Source organism: Betaproteobacteria bacterium, from assembly GCA_016709965.1.
GTDB classification, from domain to species: domain Bacteria; phylum Pseudomonadota; class Gammaproteobacteria; order Burkholderiales; family Rhodocyclaceae; genus Azonexus; species Azonexus amarohabitans.
Window position 1 is genome coordinate 178426 of sequence record JADJLT010000006.1, and the last position, 18217, is coordinate 196642.

Annotated in this window: 12 protein-coding genes and 1 pseudogene; 9 read left to right on the forward strand and 4 right to left on the reverse strand. The window is 58.9% G+C overall.

Going from position 1 to position 18217, the window contains the following annotated elements:
• Window position 1: 1 nt before the first annotated feature.
• The 3 genes from IPJ12_15330 to IPJ12_15340 all read right to left on the reverse strand — a co-directional run bounded on the left by IPJ12_15330 (window position 2) and on the right by IPJ12_15340 (window position 8509).
• A complete protein-coding gene (locus IPJ12_15330; GenBank protein ID MBK7648475.1) occupies window positions 2–3031 on the reverse strand; it encodes a caspase family protein in 3030 nt (1009 codons plus the stop codon).
• A 24-nt stretch (window positions 3032–3055) separates the two neighbouring features.
• Window positions 3056–6616 carry a filamentous hemagglutinin N-terminal domain-containing protein gene (locus IPJ12_15335; GenBank protein ID MBK7648476.1) on the reverse strand — a complete coding sequence of 1187 codons (3561 nt, stop codon included), beginning with the start codon at window positions 6614–6616 and terminating at the stop codon, window positions 3056–3058.
• A gap of 180 nt (window positions 6617–6796) precedes the next feature.
• Window positions 6797–8509 (reverse strand): ShlB/FhaC/HecB family hemolysin secretion/activation protein, encoded by a 1713-nt coding sequence (locus IPJ12_15340; protein MBK7648477.1) that lies wholly within the window; start codon window positions 8507–8509, stop codon window positions 6797–6799.
• 163 nt (window positions 8510–8672) lie between these two features.
• On the opposite strand from IPJ12_15340, the pseudogene IPJ12_15345 reads away from it, so the two are divergent.
• The 5 genes and pseudogenes from IPJ12_15345 to IPJ12_15365 all read left to right on the forward strand — a co-directional run bounded on the left by IPJ12_15345 (window position 8673) and on the right by IPJ12_15365 (window position 12504).
• Window positions 8673–9086 (forward strand): annotated as a pseudogene (locus IPJ12_15345) (IS110 family transposase).
• 669 nt (window positions 9087–9755) lie between these two features.
• Window positions 9756–10469, forward strand: coding sequence for an N-acetylmuramidase family protein (locus IPJ12_15350; GenBank protein ID MBK7648478.1), 714 nt, complete (start codon window positions 9756–9758; stop codon window positions 10467–10469).
• Complete coding sequence (locus IPJ12_15355; GenBank protein MBK7648479.1) at window positions 10466–10960, forward strand: hypothetical protein; 495 nt, start codon at window positions 10466–10468, stop codon at window positions 10958–10960. Before IPJ12_15350 ends, IPJ12_15355 begins: the two co-directional genes overlap by 4 nt.
• A gap of 103 nt (window positions 10961–11063) precedes the next feature.
• The gene (locus IPJ12_15360; protein MBK7648480.1) at window positions 11064–12329 is read left to right on the forward strand and encodes a TIGR02270 family protein; all 1266 of its coding nucleotides are present in this window, start codon (window positions 11064–11066) and stop codon (window positions 12327–12329) included.
• Window positions 12330–12333: 4 nt separating this feature from the next.
• On the forward strand, window positions 12334–12504 hold the full coding sequence (locus IPJ12_15365) for a hypothetical protein (GenBank protein MBK7648481.1): 171 nt from the start codon (window positions 12334–12336) through the stop codon (window positions 12502–12504).
• A gap of 127 nt (window positions 12505–12631) precedes the next feature.
• On the opposite strand, the gene IPJ12_15370 is transcribed toward IPJ12_15365, so the two are convergent.
• Entirely contained in the window at window positions 12632–13543 is a 912-nt protein-coding gene (locus IPJ12_15370; GenBank protein ID MBK7648482.1) for an MltA domain-containing protein, read from the reverse strand.
• 622 nt (window positions 13544–14165) lie between these two features.
• On the opposite strand from IPJ12_15370, the gene IPJ12_15375 reads away from it, so the two are divergent.
• The 4 genes from IPJ12_15375 to IPJ12_15390 all read left to right on the forward strand — a co-directional run bounded on the left by IPJ12_15375 (window position 14166) and on the right by IPJ12_15390 (window position 18158).
• Window positions 14166–14654, forward strand: coding sequence for a hypothetical protein (locus IPJ12_15375; GenBank protein ID MBK7648483.1), 489 nt, complete (start codon window positions 14166–14168; stop codon window positions 14652–14654).
• A gap of 152 nt (window positions 14655–14806) precedes the next feature.
• Complete coding sequence (gene tagH, locus IPJ12_15380; protein MBK7648484.1) at window positions 14807–16672, forward strand: type VI secretion system-associated FHA domain protein TagH; 1866 nt, start codon at window positions 14807–14809, stop codon at window positions 16670–16672.
• 28 nt (window positions 16673–16700) lie between these two features.
• Window positions 16701–17456 carry a serine/threonine-protein phosphatase gene (locus IPJ12_15385; protein MBK7648485.1) on the forward strand — a complete coding sequence of 252 codons (756 nt, stop codon included), beginning with the start codon at window positions 16701–16703 and terminating at the stop codon, window positions 17454–17456.
• Window positions 17457–17603: 147 nt separating this feature from the next.
• On the forward strand, window positions 17604–18158 hold the full coding sequence (locus IPJ12_15390) for an OmpA family protein (GenBank protein MBK7648486.1): 555 nt from the start codon (window positions 17604–17606) through the stop codon (window positions 18156–18158).
• Window positions 18159–18217 lie beyond the last annotated feature (59 nt).

Below are 18217 nucleotides of genomic sequence, written 5' to 3' on the forward strand. Positions count from 1 at the left end.
TTCACCACGCTACCAAGGGGGTGTCAGCCAGGAAGGAAGGCGCTATCAGTTGGGGGGTCTGGCGGGTGCGGGCATCGCCAAGCTGTTTGACGACGCGGCTGGTTTGCTCGAAGGCGTCCTCGACGGTGACGCGCTGTTTGGCAGCCCCGGCCGGACGCTTCAAGGCTTCCAGCAGGGCAAAGGTAAACAGGCCGTGCCCGCCCTGGGGATATTCCTGGGAATATTCGTTGCGCTGCGAGGCGGTCAACATCGCGAAGCGGGACGCGGCGGTGCGTTTTTTCAGCGAGCGTGCATCGAATGATCCGGCCACGGCCAGGGATTGGCAGGTGTCGACGATGAGAAGCCGTCGCCCGGCACTATCCCGCATGGCGTCGAACAGGATGCGCCAGCTCACCAGGGACTTTGGCTCGCGGTCAACGAAGCGGCCGGCGAGTGCCTCGCGGATGTCTTGTTGGGTTGCATCCCGCGGAACAAAAAAATAGTTGCCGGCTGGATCGCTGAACCCGTGTGACGCCAGGAAAAGAACCACCGTGTCGTCCGCGCCGGCACGCTGCAGGAAGGGCAGCGCCTCGACGACTGCGCGGCGAGTAGGCAGGTTGCCGCGATCGCTCAGGACCTTTACGTGGACGCGCTCGTAGGGGTGTCCCTGGGCACCCTGCATGAGCCGAGCAAACGCGTCCGCGTCCTGTGCCGCGAATTCCAGATCGTCTAGAATGCGATCCGGCCCCTTCGGGATGTGGTCGAAATGATTGACGCCAACGGCCAGCAGGTAGAGGTTTCCCCGGCGTTGCGGCGCTGGGTTGGCAGTCGCGGCGCGAAGGTAATATTCGGCCAGCCCCATCGAGCGCCCGTTGAAGGCCTCCACCCGCAGCTGATCTCCGTCGCCCGTCGCTTCGAATGCGACTCTGCGCTTGAAGCGCAGACGTTCCCCTTCCTTCAGGGTGCGCTCGGCCGGATTGAGGATGGGGATACCATTCAGATAAACCCTGTATTCGGTGATCGGGGTACCGCGGCTATCGACATCGATCGCGATACTGGGACGACCGCCCGGACCCGCCGCGGCCGTGGTAATGCGGATCGCCGGCGGCTCGATGGCGGCAATCTTTTCGATGCTGGCCCCTGAGCCAGCATCGGCAGCCGTCTGAGTTGGGTCGAACTGGGCGCGCACCAGATCGGGCCTATAGAGCAGGCGTTCGAACTGCACGGCGCGGTAGAACCGCGCCTCCTTGTCTTGTCCGTCATTGACGTGCCAGCCGACGAACTGATCGCCTTCTGGGCTCGCGGCGTAGTAGCCGTCCGGCCGCCAGAGAACCCAGTCGCGTTCGTTGGCGTGCAGGAACAGTCCGAAACGCTCTTGTCCGGAATTCGGGTCGAACCAGCGCAAGGTTCCGTCGGAAAGCGCGGCAACCACATAACGGCCGTCGGCAGATAGATTGACGGCATGCACCTTGCCTTGGGTATAAACGCGCCAGAGCGCTTGACCACCTCGACCGTAGCGCCGCAAGGACCAGTTCGTGCCGACGATGAGCGCCTCTCCGTCGGCACCGTATGACCACGCCGTGCAGCGCTCCAACGCATCAAGGACGATGGGCTTGCCGTCGATCACCGGGTGCTCGGCGTCCTTGCAATCTATCGACCGGCCGGCCGCCTGCCGGCGGGGGGCGGTCCAGATCGTAGACAGCATGTCCGGCGGTGGTACATCCGGCTCACGGTTTTCCAGATAGGTTTTTTGCTCAGGAGTATCACGTAAACCACGTCGGACCGCGCTGCAGGCAGACGACCCAGGCTCCGCCCCGGCGCTGCAGGCGCGCACTGCCCGCACCGCCGAGCCCGGCGCGCCGGGCAACTCGAATAGCCCTTGTCGCACTAGATCCATGGCTTGGATATAACCATCGGGAAGGCGCCAGGCGACCCGCCCGGCTTCCGGAGAGAGCAGCAGTCCATCCCCGACAAGACTCAGGTCGAGAGCTGGACTGCCCAGCTCGCGTATGACTTGACCATTGCCTGAAACGATTGCCAGACGAGGTTCGTCCGTGGTGAGCAGCATGCTGCCGTCGTCGAGCAGCATTTTTCCGCCGGCGCGGTGGCGGCCGAGGTCAATGGGAGGGCCGGCAAGTTTACCTTCTTTTGACCAGCGGAACACCAGGGCTCGGTCATCGGCGTGTTCGCCCGTTGCCACCAGGGAACCGTCGGCCGCCCAGGCCACGCAGCACAGCCCTTTCTGGCCGGGCTCGCTCTCGATGCGGGCGACGAACTGCAAGTGCAAGTCGGGCAGCCGAAATACGGCGACCACGGGAAGGTCGGAAAAGCCCAGGGCAAAGCTTTGCCCGTCGGCACTCACGGCCGTATTGCCGGGACGGCGCGATATGCCCATGGGCTGGCGCTGAACCAGATGGTGCGTGGCGTCATAGACCCTCAGCGCACCATCCAGCGCGGTGGTCACGAGCCAGCCGCCGGGCGCAGCGGAAGAGATGTCCACCACGTTGCCGCGATATTCGGGATCGCTGGCAACCTCGCGAAACGAGGCAGCGTCCAGGATGCGCAACCCGCCTTCACCCTGCATGCCAACCACGAGATGGCGCCCGTCCGCTGTGTAGCCGAGCGCGGACACCAGCCGCGGGAATCCGCCCACGCGCCGGATCAGTGCCCCGGTTTCGGAATCGAAAACGTACACCGATGCCGACTGGTTCCATTGCCAACCGGTCCAGCCGCCGACCGCGACGTGCCGACCGTCGGGAGATACCGCTGCGGCGAACAGGACGCCTTCATTGCCGGCCTCGATCGGGACGCGCAGGGTGCGTACCAGGCGAAGCTCCGGAAGCTGCCAGATGCGCACAGTCTTGTCGTACCCCGCTGTGATGGCGCGATTGCGCACCCGATCCAGGTCGAGAAGCGTGATGGGCAAAACGTGGGCGCCGGCTTCGATGCGCAGGATGGGTGCCGTCGACGGTTCCCCAGCGTGGGCCAGGGCGGCCATTCCCAGCGCCAGCACAACGAGGGTGATCGCCCGGAAACGCTGCGCAATGATCACGGCGCCCTGGGCTCCAGTCGGTGTTCAGCGCGAAGCGCCCACACAGGGTTGCGCTGACACACCGGGCGCGCCGAGGGCGATACAGCGACGTTTGCCGAACACGTCCTGCGCTGCGCCACCAAGCGGAGTACCGCGCCCGAAGTCGACTTCAGCGAGCATTCCGGGGCCGCCAAGCACGATGTCGGTTGTGATGCCGGACTCTCCGGCCCCTGCCGTATTGGCCGCTGTGTCGATCGCTAGTTCAGTCTCCCCCAACGGCGTTCCGGGTTCCGCCTGGACCAGATCCGAAGTTCGAAATATCGCCTCACCCAGTGCCGCGGCGAGTGCGAGGGCCACGTTCCCGTTGCCCACTGTTGCCGGAATGCCAATGGCCGGCGGCCCGACCACGCCAGGTTGCGGTACGACGCTGTCTCCCGGGGATCCAATAGCGGATAAGAACCCGGAAAAGGCGATATCCGGCGACGTCGGCTGAACAACTGAGGTTCCGCTTCCTTGTCCGGGGTCGCGAAACTGCCCAAGCCAGTCCGCAGCGTGTGTGCTGTTGTTGGTCGGTACGGTGCCCCCGCTGATAACCAATCGATAAGCCTGGCTGCCAGCTTGGGGGTAGAAGAAGCCATACTGGTTGAGCGCTTCATAATAGAGAATGGGGCCGATCAGATTCGGACGGTAGATGCGTTCTGGCAGGTTCCCATTGGCAAAGAAAGTTCCGCCTATCAAATCATGCCGAGCGTATCTCAGGGGATTGGCGACGTCACCGGCTGGATAGGTGATCGCCTGGCCCGGGACGATGTTGCTGGTATTGATCAGGCTCTTAATGTCGGATGCGCTCATCATCGCACTTACAACGAGGCGGTTGGACGACTTGTTATTGAATTCGTCGTAGAAGTCCTCGTTGGTGATGTGACCCATGTTCAGGGTTATGGTCCCACCTCTCGGGACGAGCGTGTTATCGATGAATATCAACGACTTGAAGCTGGTGGCGGTGCCACTCCCGCCGGTTGTGTCGCTCACCATGTGAATGGCGGCTGGATTGTTCGGATAGTCCGGAAGAGCCAGGAACGCGGAAGCCGAATTCATGCCGCGGAAATTAAAGACGTCAACATCGTTGTTCAGTCTGATGTCGCCGCCCTCGGACAGGATGTCGGCATAAAGATTGATCTTGCCGTTCGTATTCGAATTGCCGGGCGCCCCCAGCTCGATAGCGCTGCCGTTGGTAGCGAGGATGTTGTCCAAAATATTCAGGTTGCCACGGAAGTGCGCGGTCAAGCCGTTGGCGACTCGCACGCCATGCAACGTGATGTCCTGGCTCGAATCCAGGGCTACATGCTGGAGGTCAGCCATTGGAGAATTCACGGTGATCGACCCGCTGGACGTCGTTGTCGCGGTCAAGTTTCTCGCCGTCACCGAATTGACCAACATGTCACCGGCCGCCGTGAGAGTGGCCGATCCCGACCCCGTGTCGATTGCGCCAGATATCTGGAGGACACCGTCGCTGGCCGTTGCGTTCAAATCGCTGTTGTGGGTCAGGACGTTTTCGGTAACCGAGATGTTGCCCGCAGCATCGAGCGTAATCGCCCCAACGCTCGACTGTTGTGTGGTGTCGAAACCCTTGGCGCCGATTCCCCCGTTTTGGGAACGGACCAAAATGCTGCCCCCGGACAATACGTATTCTGACAAGGTTACGCCCTGGGCCGACTGCAGGGCCACGTTGCCGCCTGCGTTGATGCCCCCACCGTCCGCTAGGCTGTAGGCGTTGACGAGAACAGCGCCAGTCGTCTTGACGCCACTCAGCGACACTGTTTGCGCGGCCGATGGGTTGATCGTTGCATTGGCCGCACCCAGAAACGCGTTGATGTTCACCGAACCGGCCACAAGCGCACGGTTGGCAGTCACCGGGCCGCCGGAAGATGTGATGTTGACGGTGCCATCTGTCTGCAGATATTCGGCTGTCACGCCATGGGCGCCGGACAGGCTGATGGTCTGGTTGCCGGCGTACAGCATAGTGTTCGGGGCCATGCTGAACAGGTTGCCGGCACTCAAGGTGATTGCGCCGTTGTTGGTCAGGATGTGGTTCTGAACGAGGAGGTTGTGGCCGGCGCCCAAGGTCACCGAACCGCCCGGGACGCCACCGCGGCCCTCGATAACAGCTGCCACGGTCAGGTCGTTGCTGGCAGCGAGGGAGACGTTATTGCCTGCGGCGAGAAGGTTGTACAGGGTGAAGTCGCTCACCACGTTGGCGGAATCCGGCTGGTGGGCGATGGTGAGATCCGTCGGGTCCAGGATCACGGTCCCGGCGCGCCCGGCGGGCGCCGTCAGGCGAATATCACTGCTATTCATGATGACGCTGCCTGTCGAGGAAATTTCGGCGCTGCCGCCGTTTCCGCCACCGTCGCCGCCCGTTGCGGAGATGCTCCCCGCGAATCGGGTCTGGCCGGAAGAAAAGAGTCGGACCGCTCCGCCGTCGCCCCGGCTCGCCGCATCGGCCGCGACGACCGCTCCAGGCGCAACGTTCACCACCGCCGTTGCCGCCATGTCGCCAAGCACGATCGTGCCCCCGCCTTCCGCGCCTGATGCGTCGGCAAGGGCGCCGGCGAGCAGGGAGACCGTGGCACCCGTAGCGGCGATGCGGCCGCCCGTCCCGCCGGTGGCCGCGGTGACGTCGAGTTTTCCCGAAACGGCGAGATCGCCGCCGGGGCCGGCGTCGAGAAATATGACGCCGTTGCGGCTCTCGACGCCGCGGGCGCGGACGATGCCGCCGAGATTCACCGTGGCGGCCAGCAGGTTCTGTGCCGACGCGGCCAGGATTTCGATGCGGCCGCCATCGGCCAGGATGCTGCTATCGTTGCCCACGTAACGCGTCACCGGCCGGCCCTGGGAGTCGAGCAGGCTGGCGAGGGTGTCCCGGTCGAGGGCGACGCTGATCAGGGAGTCGCCGTAGAAATCAAGGGTGAAGCTGTCCCCGGAAGCCAGGGAAACCCGCCCGAGGCGGGCCGTGATGATACCGCTGTTGCGAACGTTGGGTGCCGCCAGCGCGACGAAGCCGCCTTGTGCTGCGGCGATGCTGCCTTCATTGACGACGGCGGCTCGGGGATTGCCGGCAATGGCAAAGTTCATCCGGCCGGCCATGAAATCGGCATTGGCAATGTCGGCTGTGGAGGCCATCAAGCTGCCGACGTTGATGGACGCCGTCCTGCCGAAGACGATGCCGTTCGGATTGACCAGATAGACTTGGCCGTTGGCGTTTAACTGACCGAAGATCTGCGACGGCGAGGCGTCATGGATACGGTTCAAAGCGGCGGCGCTGCCGCCGGGCTGGACGAACTTGACGGCTTCGCCGGCAGCGATGTTGAAGCTCGCCCAGTCGATGACGGCGCGGTTGCTGTTCTGGCGAATCAAGGTTGCAGATGGCGTGCTAGTAATTTCCGCGCTGCCTGCCGCAACCACGCCCCCCTTGGGAGCCGCAATGCCCGGCTGGCACATGGACGAAGCTATGGCTCCGCCAATGAATGCGCGAGCAATGGTTATCGCAAGCTTCGTTTGCCTCGGGTACCTGCCCAATATACGATTGGCTGTTTGCAATTTCATCGTGCATCTCCTTTTACTCGCGCTCCAGACTCGACTTGCGACCCCGGCCTATGTGAGTCTTAATGCTTGGCAATCATGCACAACCGATTCTTCCAGCAGTGGGTTGCCGGTTGTGGGCCGCGGAGCGCAAATTCAATTCACTATCGCTAAACATTGCGTTCTTTCAATAGATCATGCTGTTCAGTAGGCGAACATGAGGCCGGCGAACATCCGCGGATTACGATTGCCCAGGATTTCGACGTCGCGCACTAGGGGTTTGTCGAGCTCGACATAGCCGCTGAAACTATGATCGGGACCGACACGGAGGCCGATGCCGGTCGACGATGCGAGAATTCGGGTGCTGCCTCCCCCGAGATCGTTGTTCCACACCTGGCCATGGTCATAGAACGCATAGGCAGTTAAATTGGTGAAGGACAGATGGAACGCCCAGCGCAATTCAAGTTTCGCGCCGAAGCCCTTGTCACCCAGGAGTTCGGATGCGTCAAAGCCACGCAGGAATTGTTCGCCACCGAGGCCAAGTTGCTCCAGGGGTACCAGCCGGTCGCGAGAATACTGCCCAGTGAATGCACCAAGTACAGACCAGCCTGCGCCTAGGGGCTGCAGGCGCGCCAAGTAGATTGTGAACTTGGTGAAATCGATTTTGCTGTCTTGGCGCGTGAGGAGCGGGGAATCGACCGGCGATGCCCCCATGCCACGGATGCCGCGGGATATTTCAGCGTCAGCAAGATTGATTCCGCTCCAGTCATCGATACCGCTCCAGGTTACCCCAGCCCGCAGTGGTCTGACCTTGTCCTCGTGCAACCGCAAGCCTAGCGCTTCGCTTTTGGCATTTTCGACCGACCAATTGACGCGGACGATCACATCGCCTTCACGGCTGCGACGGATCGGGTAACTTAGCCCGAAGGTGGTGGTGGACGACCTCAAAACCAAGTCAGGCAACCCAGAATCGTCTTTCGGGCGCGCGCGACTCGCCGAATAGGAGACGGCTGCCTTGAGTCCGTCTGTCCCGACAGGCGCATCGCCTGTGTACGACCAGGCCGCAAGCCTTCCATCGTAGGTGCCCAGCAGAGCCAAGGCGTTGCGTTCACGCAGACCAAGCTGGCCGTTTTCAGCAACCGACAGGTCGTAGCGGGCTGGGCCGAGCAATTTGGTTCCGTGATTGTCCGTCGACACTGACGCGGAAAGCCGACTGCGGCTCACGATCACAACGAGGTTTGTTGCGCCGGCATTGGCAGAACGCCTGAGGTAGGCGCGCGCGCTGGTTCCAGGTTCGTCGTTCAACAGCAATAGAGCGCGTTCCAGCGTTGCGAGTTTCAGTGGGCGTTCAGCCGTTACCGTCGCCTTGAGTTGGGCAGTGGACTTCGGCAAAGCGTTCCCATTCACATCCTGAGCATTGACTTCATCAATATAGCCCTCGACGACCGTCAGACGTACTTTGCCTTCGGAAATTTGCTGCACCGGCACTAATGCCAGCGAAAGAACATAGCCTTCGCGCTGATAAATGTCGGTGACTGCGCGCGCATAGAGATAGATGTCGGCGAGCGAAACTTCCTTGCCCACGTCTTTTTCCCAGACTTGCGCCAGACGGCTGGCGGAAATAGCGCTATTTCCGCTGACGACCACATCCCTAAGGACAAATTTGGTTGCCTCAGCATTGGCCGGTGGCTGCTGTGCTTCCGTCGCAGGCAATATGACTTCTGAAGGCTTGATTTCCGGCACTGGCTTGGGGGGCTCGACGTCCTTGCCGACGCGCCCCGGCTGCAAACTGCCAGGAATGCCCTGCGCTTGCGCAACAGCTGGAGTGACCGCCAGAACTGCCGCGATGAGCACTGCCCGACCTGCACAGCATATTAGCGTTTTCTGAATTGAGCTCATGTCATAGTCCTTAAGCATAATGCATTCTATGCACGAATGCCGTAATAACGCAATCAATCTCAATGACAGCCGGAAGAGAGTTGAGTCATGAATCAATGGGATGGGCCACCCCACTCGATTCCGTACTGTTATGCCAAAGTGGAAGGGCTGATCAACTTCGAAGCGAAGGAGCATCTCACCCATGAAGATAGCGACAATTGAAATCGACCTGGCGAAGAACGTGTTTCAGGTCCACGGTGTAGATGAGCGTGGCCATGTTGTGCTGCGCAAACAGATCAGGCGTGACCAGCTGCTCGCGTTCATGGTCAATTTGCCCCCTTGCGTGGTTGGTATCGAGGCTTGTGGCAGCGTGCATGACTGGGCCCGCAAGTTTCAGGATTACGGACATACGGTCAGGCTTATGTCGCCGCAGTTCGTGAAGCCCTACGTGAAGAGCAACACGAATGACGCTGCGGATGCCGAGGCAATCTGCGAAGCCGTCACTCGGCCGAACATGCGATTTGTGCCGATTCAAAGTGTTGAGCAGCAAGCGGTACTCTCAATGTACCGGGTTCGACAGGGCTTCGTCGTGGCGCGAACAGCACAGGCGAACCAGTACAGTCTGGGCGCTGCTCGCCCATGGCCGCGAATTTCGGGCCAATTACCGGTTTACGTGTCTGATGTTGTTCGGGCTATACCTATGCCGAAGTTGTCTCCCATCCTCGGTATGTCAGAAGCGGACGGCACTTCCAACAGTTCGCTGAAGGGTGGAGCTGAAAGGTTGCGGTCAACACGAAAAAAGGACGAAAAATGGAATGGCAACGAGGTCGACAAGCACGTGGCCCGGAGACGAGCGGTTGCGATCTCTGCAACAAGATGTGCAGGACGTACTACATGGATCGTCACTTTAGCGACCCTTTGTGGCAACATAGATGGCGATACGAATTGCATAATCTCATCGAAGCCATGGCGTTACGCTAACGCTCAAACTTGAGGCAAGTGTTGGCGAGCTGCAATGCGCCTGATTCAAAGTGCGCAATAAAATGTGTCGGTTGCGCTTCGGGCATGGGTATTGTGGTTGCCGGTAAGGGTAATGTGAACCAAGGTCTCGCACGTCAAATGCGCGTTCGGCCAACGAGTGGTTTTCAGCGGCCGCAACAGGGTCGCGTCGTGCCGCTCTAAATATTCTGACGAGGCTTCAATGCCAAATTACCGCATCCCAGGGACGATTTGCAGCACGCAACAACTGTGGTCAATTGAAGACGGTACGCTCGCCCGGGCGTTGATGCCGCCTGCCAGTTCGGTGTGCGCCGGATCGCCGCTTTTTCCGACCAAGGCGCTTCTCGATGCCTCACCCAGTAACAGGGTGCCGGATCTGAGCTTTCTGTTCCGGCAATGCCTCAGCCCCACAATCGGGTTGAGCGACACTGACTTTGCGACGGCGGCAGCATCGCTGGGGGTTGAGGTTGCAGTGATCAAGGCGGTGGCCGAGGTTGAATCGTCTGGCGCCGGGTTTGATGAATCGGGCCGGCCGCGCATCCTGTTCGAACGCCACTACTTCCACCGACTAACCGGTGGGAAATACGATGCCAGGCATGCCGACATCTCCAATAAGTCCAGTGGCGGGTATGGGAAGTTCTCGGCCCAGTATGCCAAGTTGGAACAGGCGTACGCGCTTGATCGGGATGCGGCACTGCGCTCAGCGTCGTGGGGGCGCTTCCAGATCATGGGGAATAACTTCCGGGATGCGGGCTACACGTCGGCAGCCGATTTCGTTCTTGCGATGACGAAATCCGAATCAGCGCATCTAGGTGCGTTCGTGAGCTTCGTTGGTAACAGCAGGAAGATGCGCAACGCCTTGGTAAAGAAAGACTGGGCAGCGTTTGCAGCGACATACAATGGCCCAGCGTACGAGAAGAACAGGTATGACGCGAAGCTCAAGGAGGCATACGATCGATTCGTTGCGGCACAAGCCGCAGGCGCTGGGAGGAAACCTTGAGCCGCGCACTCTTGCTGATGGTTGTGCTGAGCCTGTCGGCACCCTGCGTACTTGCCCATTCGCCGGTTGCGCCAGGACCGTGTGCGGCCTCCGAGACGGCCTACTTTGCCTGCTTGACGGCCCGCGGGAAGTGGGTCGGCCTTTGTGGCAATCCGCCCCGAAGCTTGCAATACCGCTTCGGGAAAGTGGGCGAACCCGAATTCCGTTATCCGGAAGATCCGGCCGAGGGATTGGGCGGATTTACGTTCGCGCATTACTGGCGTTACCAGACCGATCGGTTGGAAATTGGGTTCCGCAATCAGGGGGCCGACTACTCGATTTTCGACTACACAGAGGGGCGCCGGCGTCAGGCGGGGGTGCGTGTCACCACTGCAGATGGGAAGGAGCGCACTTTCTCATGTAAAGGCAAAATCGTAAGCCGCCTTGCCGAGCTCACGGGTTTCTTGCGATGCGACCCGGACAACGCGCTGAATGGTGGTCAGTGTCCTTGAAGCCATGGCAATTGGGTCTCCGGTTAGCTTCTATTGAAGTGAAGCCGATTGAGGAATCGAAATACCAAGCACGAGAACTGCAATAGGGAATACAGTCCGAAAAATGCTAGCGACCCGTCATCAACCAATTCCAGCCGTCATTCAACAGCACGCCGAGGAATCTGCCGTGCTGCGCAATATTCGCTCCGTGCTATTGAGTGCCCCCCACGTTCAACTCCATCGCCTCCGTCGCCTCGATGATCGAATCGCCGCGCATCTTGACGGGCTCGCAGTTGCCGGTAATTACGGATCGAAGCTATTGATGTCCGCACTGGAAATGCCGGGCCCCGGCGAGGTGTTTGCTGCGGCAGTGGGGGCGATATTAGACAAGGATCTACAGTTGCTTGAACGACTGTTTGCTGTAGCGGAGGCAGTTCCAGAGGCACAGGCGGGCCTGAGTTCTGCCTTTGGCTGGGTATCCTCGCAGCATCTTCAGGGTACGGTCAGCCAGTTGCTTTCATCGCCGTCACCGTTTCGCCGTCGGATCGGCATTACGGCTTGCGCCATGCACCGGGTTGACCCTGGCGCTGCACTCGATGCGGCCGTCAAGGACCTGGATCCCGCGATGCGAGCCCGAGCGCTGCGAACATTGGGTGAATTGGGTCGGCGCGATACGTTGGCGGCAGTGCGCATCGCCCTGGAAGACGAAGATGAGGGCTGCCGCATCTGGGCCGCCTGGTCGGCGGTTTTGCTGGGGGATCGTGGTGCAGCACTGGAAAGGCTGACTACCGTCAGTCAGGTGCCCGGGCCTTTGCGCGAACGGGCGATGCGTCCTGCGCTGCGCGCGATGGATTTGCCGCGCGCCCACGAGCTCCTCAAGGTCTTCGCCCGTGATGCCAAGAACCTCCGCACTCTGATCCAGGGTACTGGCATCGCCGGCGATCCTACCTACGTGCCCTGGCTCATCAAGCACATGGAAGATCTCAAGCTGGCGCGCCTGGCCGGCGAATCCTTTACCTTCATCACCGGACTCGATCTCGCTTACCTCGACCTTGAGCGCAAGCCGCCCGAGGACGTGGAGTTCGGCCCGAACGACGATCCGGACGATGACGACGTGGCGATGGATGAGGACGACAGCCTGCCCTGGCCCGATGTGCCGAAAATTACTGCCTGGTGGGCGGCCAATTCCTTGCGCTTCCAGTCGGGAGTCCGATACTTCATGGGCGAGCCGGTCAGCCGCGAGCATTGCCTTAGCGTACTCAAGGGAGGCTGCCAGCGCCAACGCATTGCCGCCGCACAGTACCTGTGCCTGCTACAACCTGGTACGCCGCTCTTCAACACCAGCGCGCCGGCTTGGCGGCAGCAGCGCTGGCTCGCAAAGATGGCCTGATCTGGTGGACACGCGATACATATTTGCTGTCCTGGCTGGCGTATTTCTTATCCTGGCTGCGCAGGAACTGCTTCGTACGGGAAGGCTGACGCCGGCAGGCAAGACATGGAGTATGGTCGGGGTGATCTTCGCCGGCGTCGCGCTGTGGCTGTGGATTTCCGTGATGCCAAGTTAACTATTGATCAGTTGATCGCCGGCAATATTGAGGGGTCGAATGCCTCCTTGCGACGAGTCGGCGGGCAACGAACTAGGGGAGGTGGCCAATGTTGCTTCCCAACGCCAGTTTGACCACCGCGACGATCCTACTCTTGATCCTCGACGCATAGATCTGGATCTGGCACGACGCATTCCAACTGACTTGGAGCAACCTTGCCACCCAGCGAGCGTGTTCGCCGCGCCGATTCCACTGCAGCGATCTGCTGGCCTTTGGGCAATAGCAGCCACATTCGCCCGTTCTTCTTCATGCGGCTGGCTCGGGTTCGAGCCGACTCACCAAAACCCCAGAAATAGTCGGCGCGCACGGCTCCGCGGATCGCCCCCCCGGTATCCTGCGCAAACATCAGCCGGTTCAATCCGCCGCTCTTGCTTGACTCAGTTGCAGCGAGGAAGACCGGGAATCCGAGAGGAGTTGTACGGGGATCGACCGCCACCGAACGTCCAGCGGTCAGCGGGACGCCCAGCGCTCCAATGGGGCCGTCTGGTGTGTCGGGAATTTCCTGGAAGAATACGTAACTGGGATCGCTGCTGATCGCGGCCGGCCAGATTTGTCCCGCTGTGCTTCCAGTGGCGGGACGTACAGTTACCGGCTCGGAGGCGGGACGAAGCGATGCTGATGGTTTTGCGGCCGGCGCTTTCTTGGGAGCCTTACCGACGGCCTGGCCCGCCTTCCCTTCCAGTAAGGCGGCAATGACGGCGTCGACCTCAGGAGAACGATCCTGCTGTTTGGCGACCCCGTTTGTTGTATGTACAGACGGAGAAGCGGAGGCAGTGCTGCTTAGTTTGAAACCGCGGGTCAGGATTGGAGCGTCCTGCGAACTAGTCTCGTCGTCATCGATAACGATTTCACCTCCGATGCCGCGCGTACGGACACTCTTCGTCTTGCCACTGGAGGCAGTTACCGTTGGCGTAAACGGGTGACCGTTTTGTTCCCGATATGCGACCCGGAGAAGCTTTCCATCATCCAGACGAATCTTGCCCGATCCTTGAATCTGCATGGAATACAGCGCTGTGGGATTATCAGTCCAAGCCAGCACTCGGGCCGATGCGAGCCCACGGCGCTCAATTTCGGCGCGCGTGTAATAGGGAACGATGCGCTTGCCGTCCAGGCGCAGCCGAAGCTTCTTGTCGCGGATGTCAGGCTGGAAGTTGTCTATGTCCAGAGTGAGTAAGCCACCGCTGCCAGGGACTGCGTCTAGCACAGGGATAACATTGCGTCCGTCGATCCGGGCGGCTACCAGATTTCCCCGGCGCATGGGCGGCAATTTACGCATGTCGAGATAGAGCAAGTCATCGGGCAAGCCATATACCGGATAGATGTTGGGGTTGGCGTAAGTGCGGCTGCCAGAAAGAAGCGGCTCGTAGTAGCCGGTTATCACACCTGCGGCAGTTTGGTCGGTATTGCGAATCTGGTAGAGGAAGAATTCGTCTTCAAAGAATCGGTGTACGGATTCTTTAGACGAATTCAACCCGATTGCGCGAGCGCACGGTCCCGCCCAAGCCGATTTCGTGCGCAAGGCAGCACAACTGCGCTGGAAGGCCTTCCAGGCGTCGCCCAAGTCATCTTCATCCCAACCCGGAAGGCGTGTCCATTTGGCTGGTTCGAAGTGCGCATAGCGAGTGCTAAATGCTACCGCAGTCCGAGATGCCGGGGATGAAGGCGGTGTTTCGGGAACTTCAAACGAAGGCGGAGCAGCAATTTGCGACGCTGAGTTACCGGCCTCCTTTTGCGGCGACTGCGTACATGCGCCAGTCATCAAGGAAAAGACAATTATTGCGACCGCACCCGACGTGGGTCGTGACGTTACCTGGAGCGGATGTGGCTGGCGATTTGACGCATCAAGTTTCGCCGAGCTACTGAAGGCCAGCGAATCATTACTAGTGGCGCTTGGATTGTGTGCGCCGTTGCTTCTAGATACTGGCGAGGTCGCTCTCATAAATTTGGACAATGCGCTTACTCCCAATATGTTCCCGAAAAATGCAATCGGCACGACTTCAGTTAGAGCGGTGCCCGCAAGAATCGTTTTCCATTTTAGAAGAAAAGCTGAATTATGCAAAAGAAATACAAATTACTCCGATATAACCCGAATCAGCTATTATTTGGCGTAAAGCAAAATCCGTTTCCCGTCCACCAATCTGATGTCCCGTGTGAAGGCAGGGCTACAAACGGATTCTGCTTGATTCATAATTTGATCAACGTGGCATGCCGGGTCGTGATTTGCCGCGACTGTCGCCACGGGTGATGCGGTGAGGAGCGAACGATGATTGTCATTCGGGCTTTAACTAACAACGGTATTCCGTGTACGGAGCAGTTGTCTGCCGAGTTCGACGAGACCGGTGGCAGCATTGGGCGGGCGGCCAACAACCAATTTGTTCTGCCAGACAATGACCATCTGATTTCACGTATTCAGGCGACAATTGCGTTCCGTAACGGTGGCTATGTTCTGACTAGCCAAGGTGTGAATCCGGTTCACCTTAACAATCGCCCAATCGACAATGGAAACTCGGCAACACTTTCCGATGGTGACGAATTGCTGATTGGTGGATACACATTGAAGGTTGAAACCGGCTCAGCGGATAAATCCACAGCAGCAGCCGGTCAGCCTGTCGATGATCCGCTTGCCTTGTTTGGGAACGCTAGTGTGTTGAAGAGCGATCCATTCGGTGGATTGTTGTCGCCAGAGCCAGCCACGCCACCGCCCAGCTCCTCGCCAGCCTACGTGCAGCCGTCGAATTTGAGCGGGAAGGTCGTGCAATCTATTCCGAGTGCGCCGAAAGGCGAGAGCAGACTCATTCCTGAGGATTTCGATCCTTTCGCAGATCCATTTGCACAAAAGCCGCCGCCCGATTCAGCCGCCTTGGGCGGGCTACCAAGCGATTTCGACCTTCGTGAAGGCGCGCAGCAGAGCATTGATACTCTGTTCGGATTAAAGCCAACGAGCGGGCACAGCCCCTTCGCCGGCACGCCGTTGGAGGAATCTTCACATCGAAAGAATGAGCTTGTTGGTTCCAATCAGCTCCTGGATTTTGCTGGCTCGTCTTCGGCATCAGCGCATGGATCGATTCCTGATCAAGTGCATGAAATCAATGCAGCCTTCCAGTCGCCCCGAGCATTATTCGAAGGAGAACAGAAAGGAGAGCCGCGCGCCACGCAATCTAACGCAGACGGAGCGTTCTTCCTCTCTTGGGAAAGCGAGAATCGGTGCGGTGAGACAGAGGTATCGAGGACGATCATGCAGCCGGCCTGGGCTTCGGCACCACATACGACCGATCATCCTGATATGGCTTCCGGCAATGCATCCACCGTATTTGCAGTACCCCTGATTGCACCAGACGCAGCGGAACCGAAAGCTGACGCGCCAATCGATATCGAAATGACCGCAGCTGATGCTCCTGCAGGCCAAACGGGTATCGCCAATCAAGTGCCCACCAAAGACCTTAACTTGCGCGAAACGCAAGAAGTAGGTGAATCCGTTGTGGCGACAAGCGTGGGTGTTGAGGCAGCAAGATTGGCAACTGACCAAGCGCTATTGCGAAGCTTTATTGCTGGCTTAGGCACTCCCAACCTTGTGATTCCTCAGGGCATGACGCCGGAATTGATGGAACAGGTGGGGCATCTGCTCCGGGCGGCCACTCAGGGCACACTGGATTTGTTGCTGGCTCGTGCGATGACCAAGAGCGAAATGCGAGCGTCTGTAACCATCATTGCTGGTATTGATAACAACCCCCTCAAGTTTTCACCAAATGTTGATATTGCATTGGCGAATCTTCTCTGCCCTCATCCAGGCCGAGGGTTCATGCCGCCGGTAGAGGCGATGCAGGATGCCTATGACGACTTGCGATCGCACCAGTTTGGATTCATGGCTGGCATGCGGGCTGCATTGGCGGGCGTATTGCGGCGATTTAATCCGGAAAGTCTGGAAAAGAGACTTAAGGAGAATCGCGTACTCGACAACCTCGTGCCCATGAGTCGAAAAGCTAAGCTTTGGGAACTGTTTGCAGAGCGCTATGAGCAAATCTCGGTGGAGGCGGAAGAGGATTTTCACACGCTTTTCAGCAAGGAATTTCTGAGCGCCTATGAAGAACAGATAACGCGCTTGTCCAATTCGGATGAGAGGAAGGCGTAGCATAGCAGGCCTGTCAGAGGAGATCATCATGCAGATTGAGATCGCGGTCCTATCCAAACCCGGCGGTCGGGAACGCAATGAGGATGCCTGTGGATACTGGACGTCGGAGGACGCCTGTTGCTGGGTTTTGTCGGATGGCCTCGGCGGGCACGGGGGGGGAGACATAGCCTCAAAACTGGTGGTGAGTACGATTCTGCATGGATTTGCAGCAAAGCCATTGGTTGATGGCGTCAATGTAACCAAGTTGCTAGATCAAGCAAATAGTACTGTATTGCAGGAGCAGAAAGCGCAACCACGTATCGGTGATATGCGGGCAACGGCGGTAGTGCTGGCGATCGACAGCAAGAATGCCAGCGCAATATGGGGGCATGTCGGCGACAGCCGACTATATTGTTATCGTAGCGGCCAGCTTGCAGTGCAAACTCGTGATCATAGCGTCCTGCAGGGCTTGGCAGATGCATGCAAAATCGACTCAGAGTCATTGCGTGGTAACCCGCAACGCAACGTGTTGTTGTCAGCGGTGGGATCCGACGAGGAATATCGCCCCACCGTTTCCGAGCAACCAATGCTGATTCGAGCGGATGACGTATTTCTGCTATGCAGCGACGGATTGTGGGAGTATGTGGACGAGTCCATGATGCTGCGCATGCTTGCAGCCAGTTCGACGCTTCAGGAATGGCTTGTGAAAATGGAAACTGAATTGCTTCAGCGAGCGTCGAAGGGACACGACAACTACAGTGCGCTTGCGGTACGGTTGTCAGAAGATTGCAGTGGAAACCCGTAACTTGTCCGAGGGAAGTGTGTCTGCATCGCGATATTTTACCTATTTTGGAAAACGTAATGGTTCCATTGGATCTTTATGGCGATGCGATGCGCATGGTTTGGAGTTCATCGTAGATATTCAATTGTTGACTTTGAAAGGAGTGGCGAAATGAAGCTGCATAAGATTTTAGTGGTTGCTATGTGCGCGGCATTGCCGGCAATTGCCTATAGCGATGATGACAAAGTTCTGAAAGGTCGGGAAATCACGGAGTCTGCGTTGATCGATGCGCTAACGCCCGAGGCTGGTGCAACGCAAACTCGACGCATGCGAAGTATTCGTGTCGGCCCTGACCTGAAGGCAACACCAACCCCCGTAGCAAAGCAGGCCAGCGCGTCCTTGCTGATTACCTTCGAGACCGATTCGGAAGTACTGGCTCCGCAAGCGAAGTCATCATTGGATGTCGTTGCACGAGCACTGGCCTCAGACAAGTTGGCCGATTTCAGGTTCTTGGTTGAGGGGCATGCCGACCCTAGAGGTGGGCATGAACATAATATGCAATTGTCCCAAGCACGAGCAGAGAGCGTGGTGAATTACCTTTCTGCAAAACACGGTATTAGTCGCGAGAGGCTGAAGCCGGAGGGCAAAGGGGACACAGAATTGAGGAATACGGTCAAGATCGATGCGGCTGAAAACCGTCGAGTAACCATCAAGCGAATCGAGTAACTGCCGCGTTTTATCTAATTTGCAGCTTCACCCTTTGAGGGCGCTTAGCACGGAGGGAA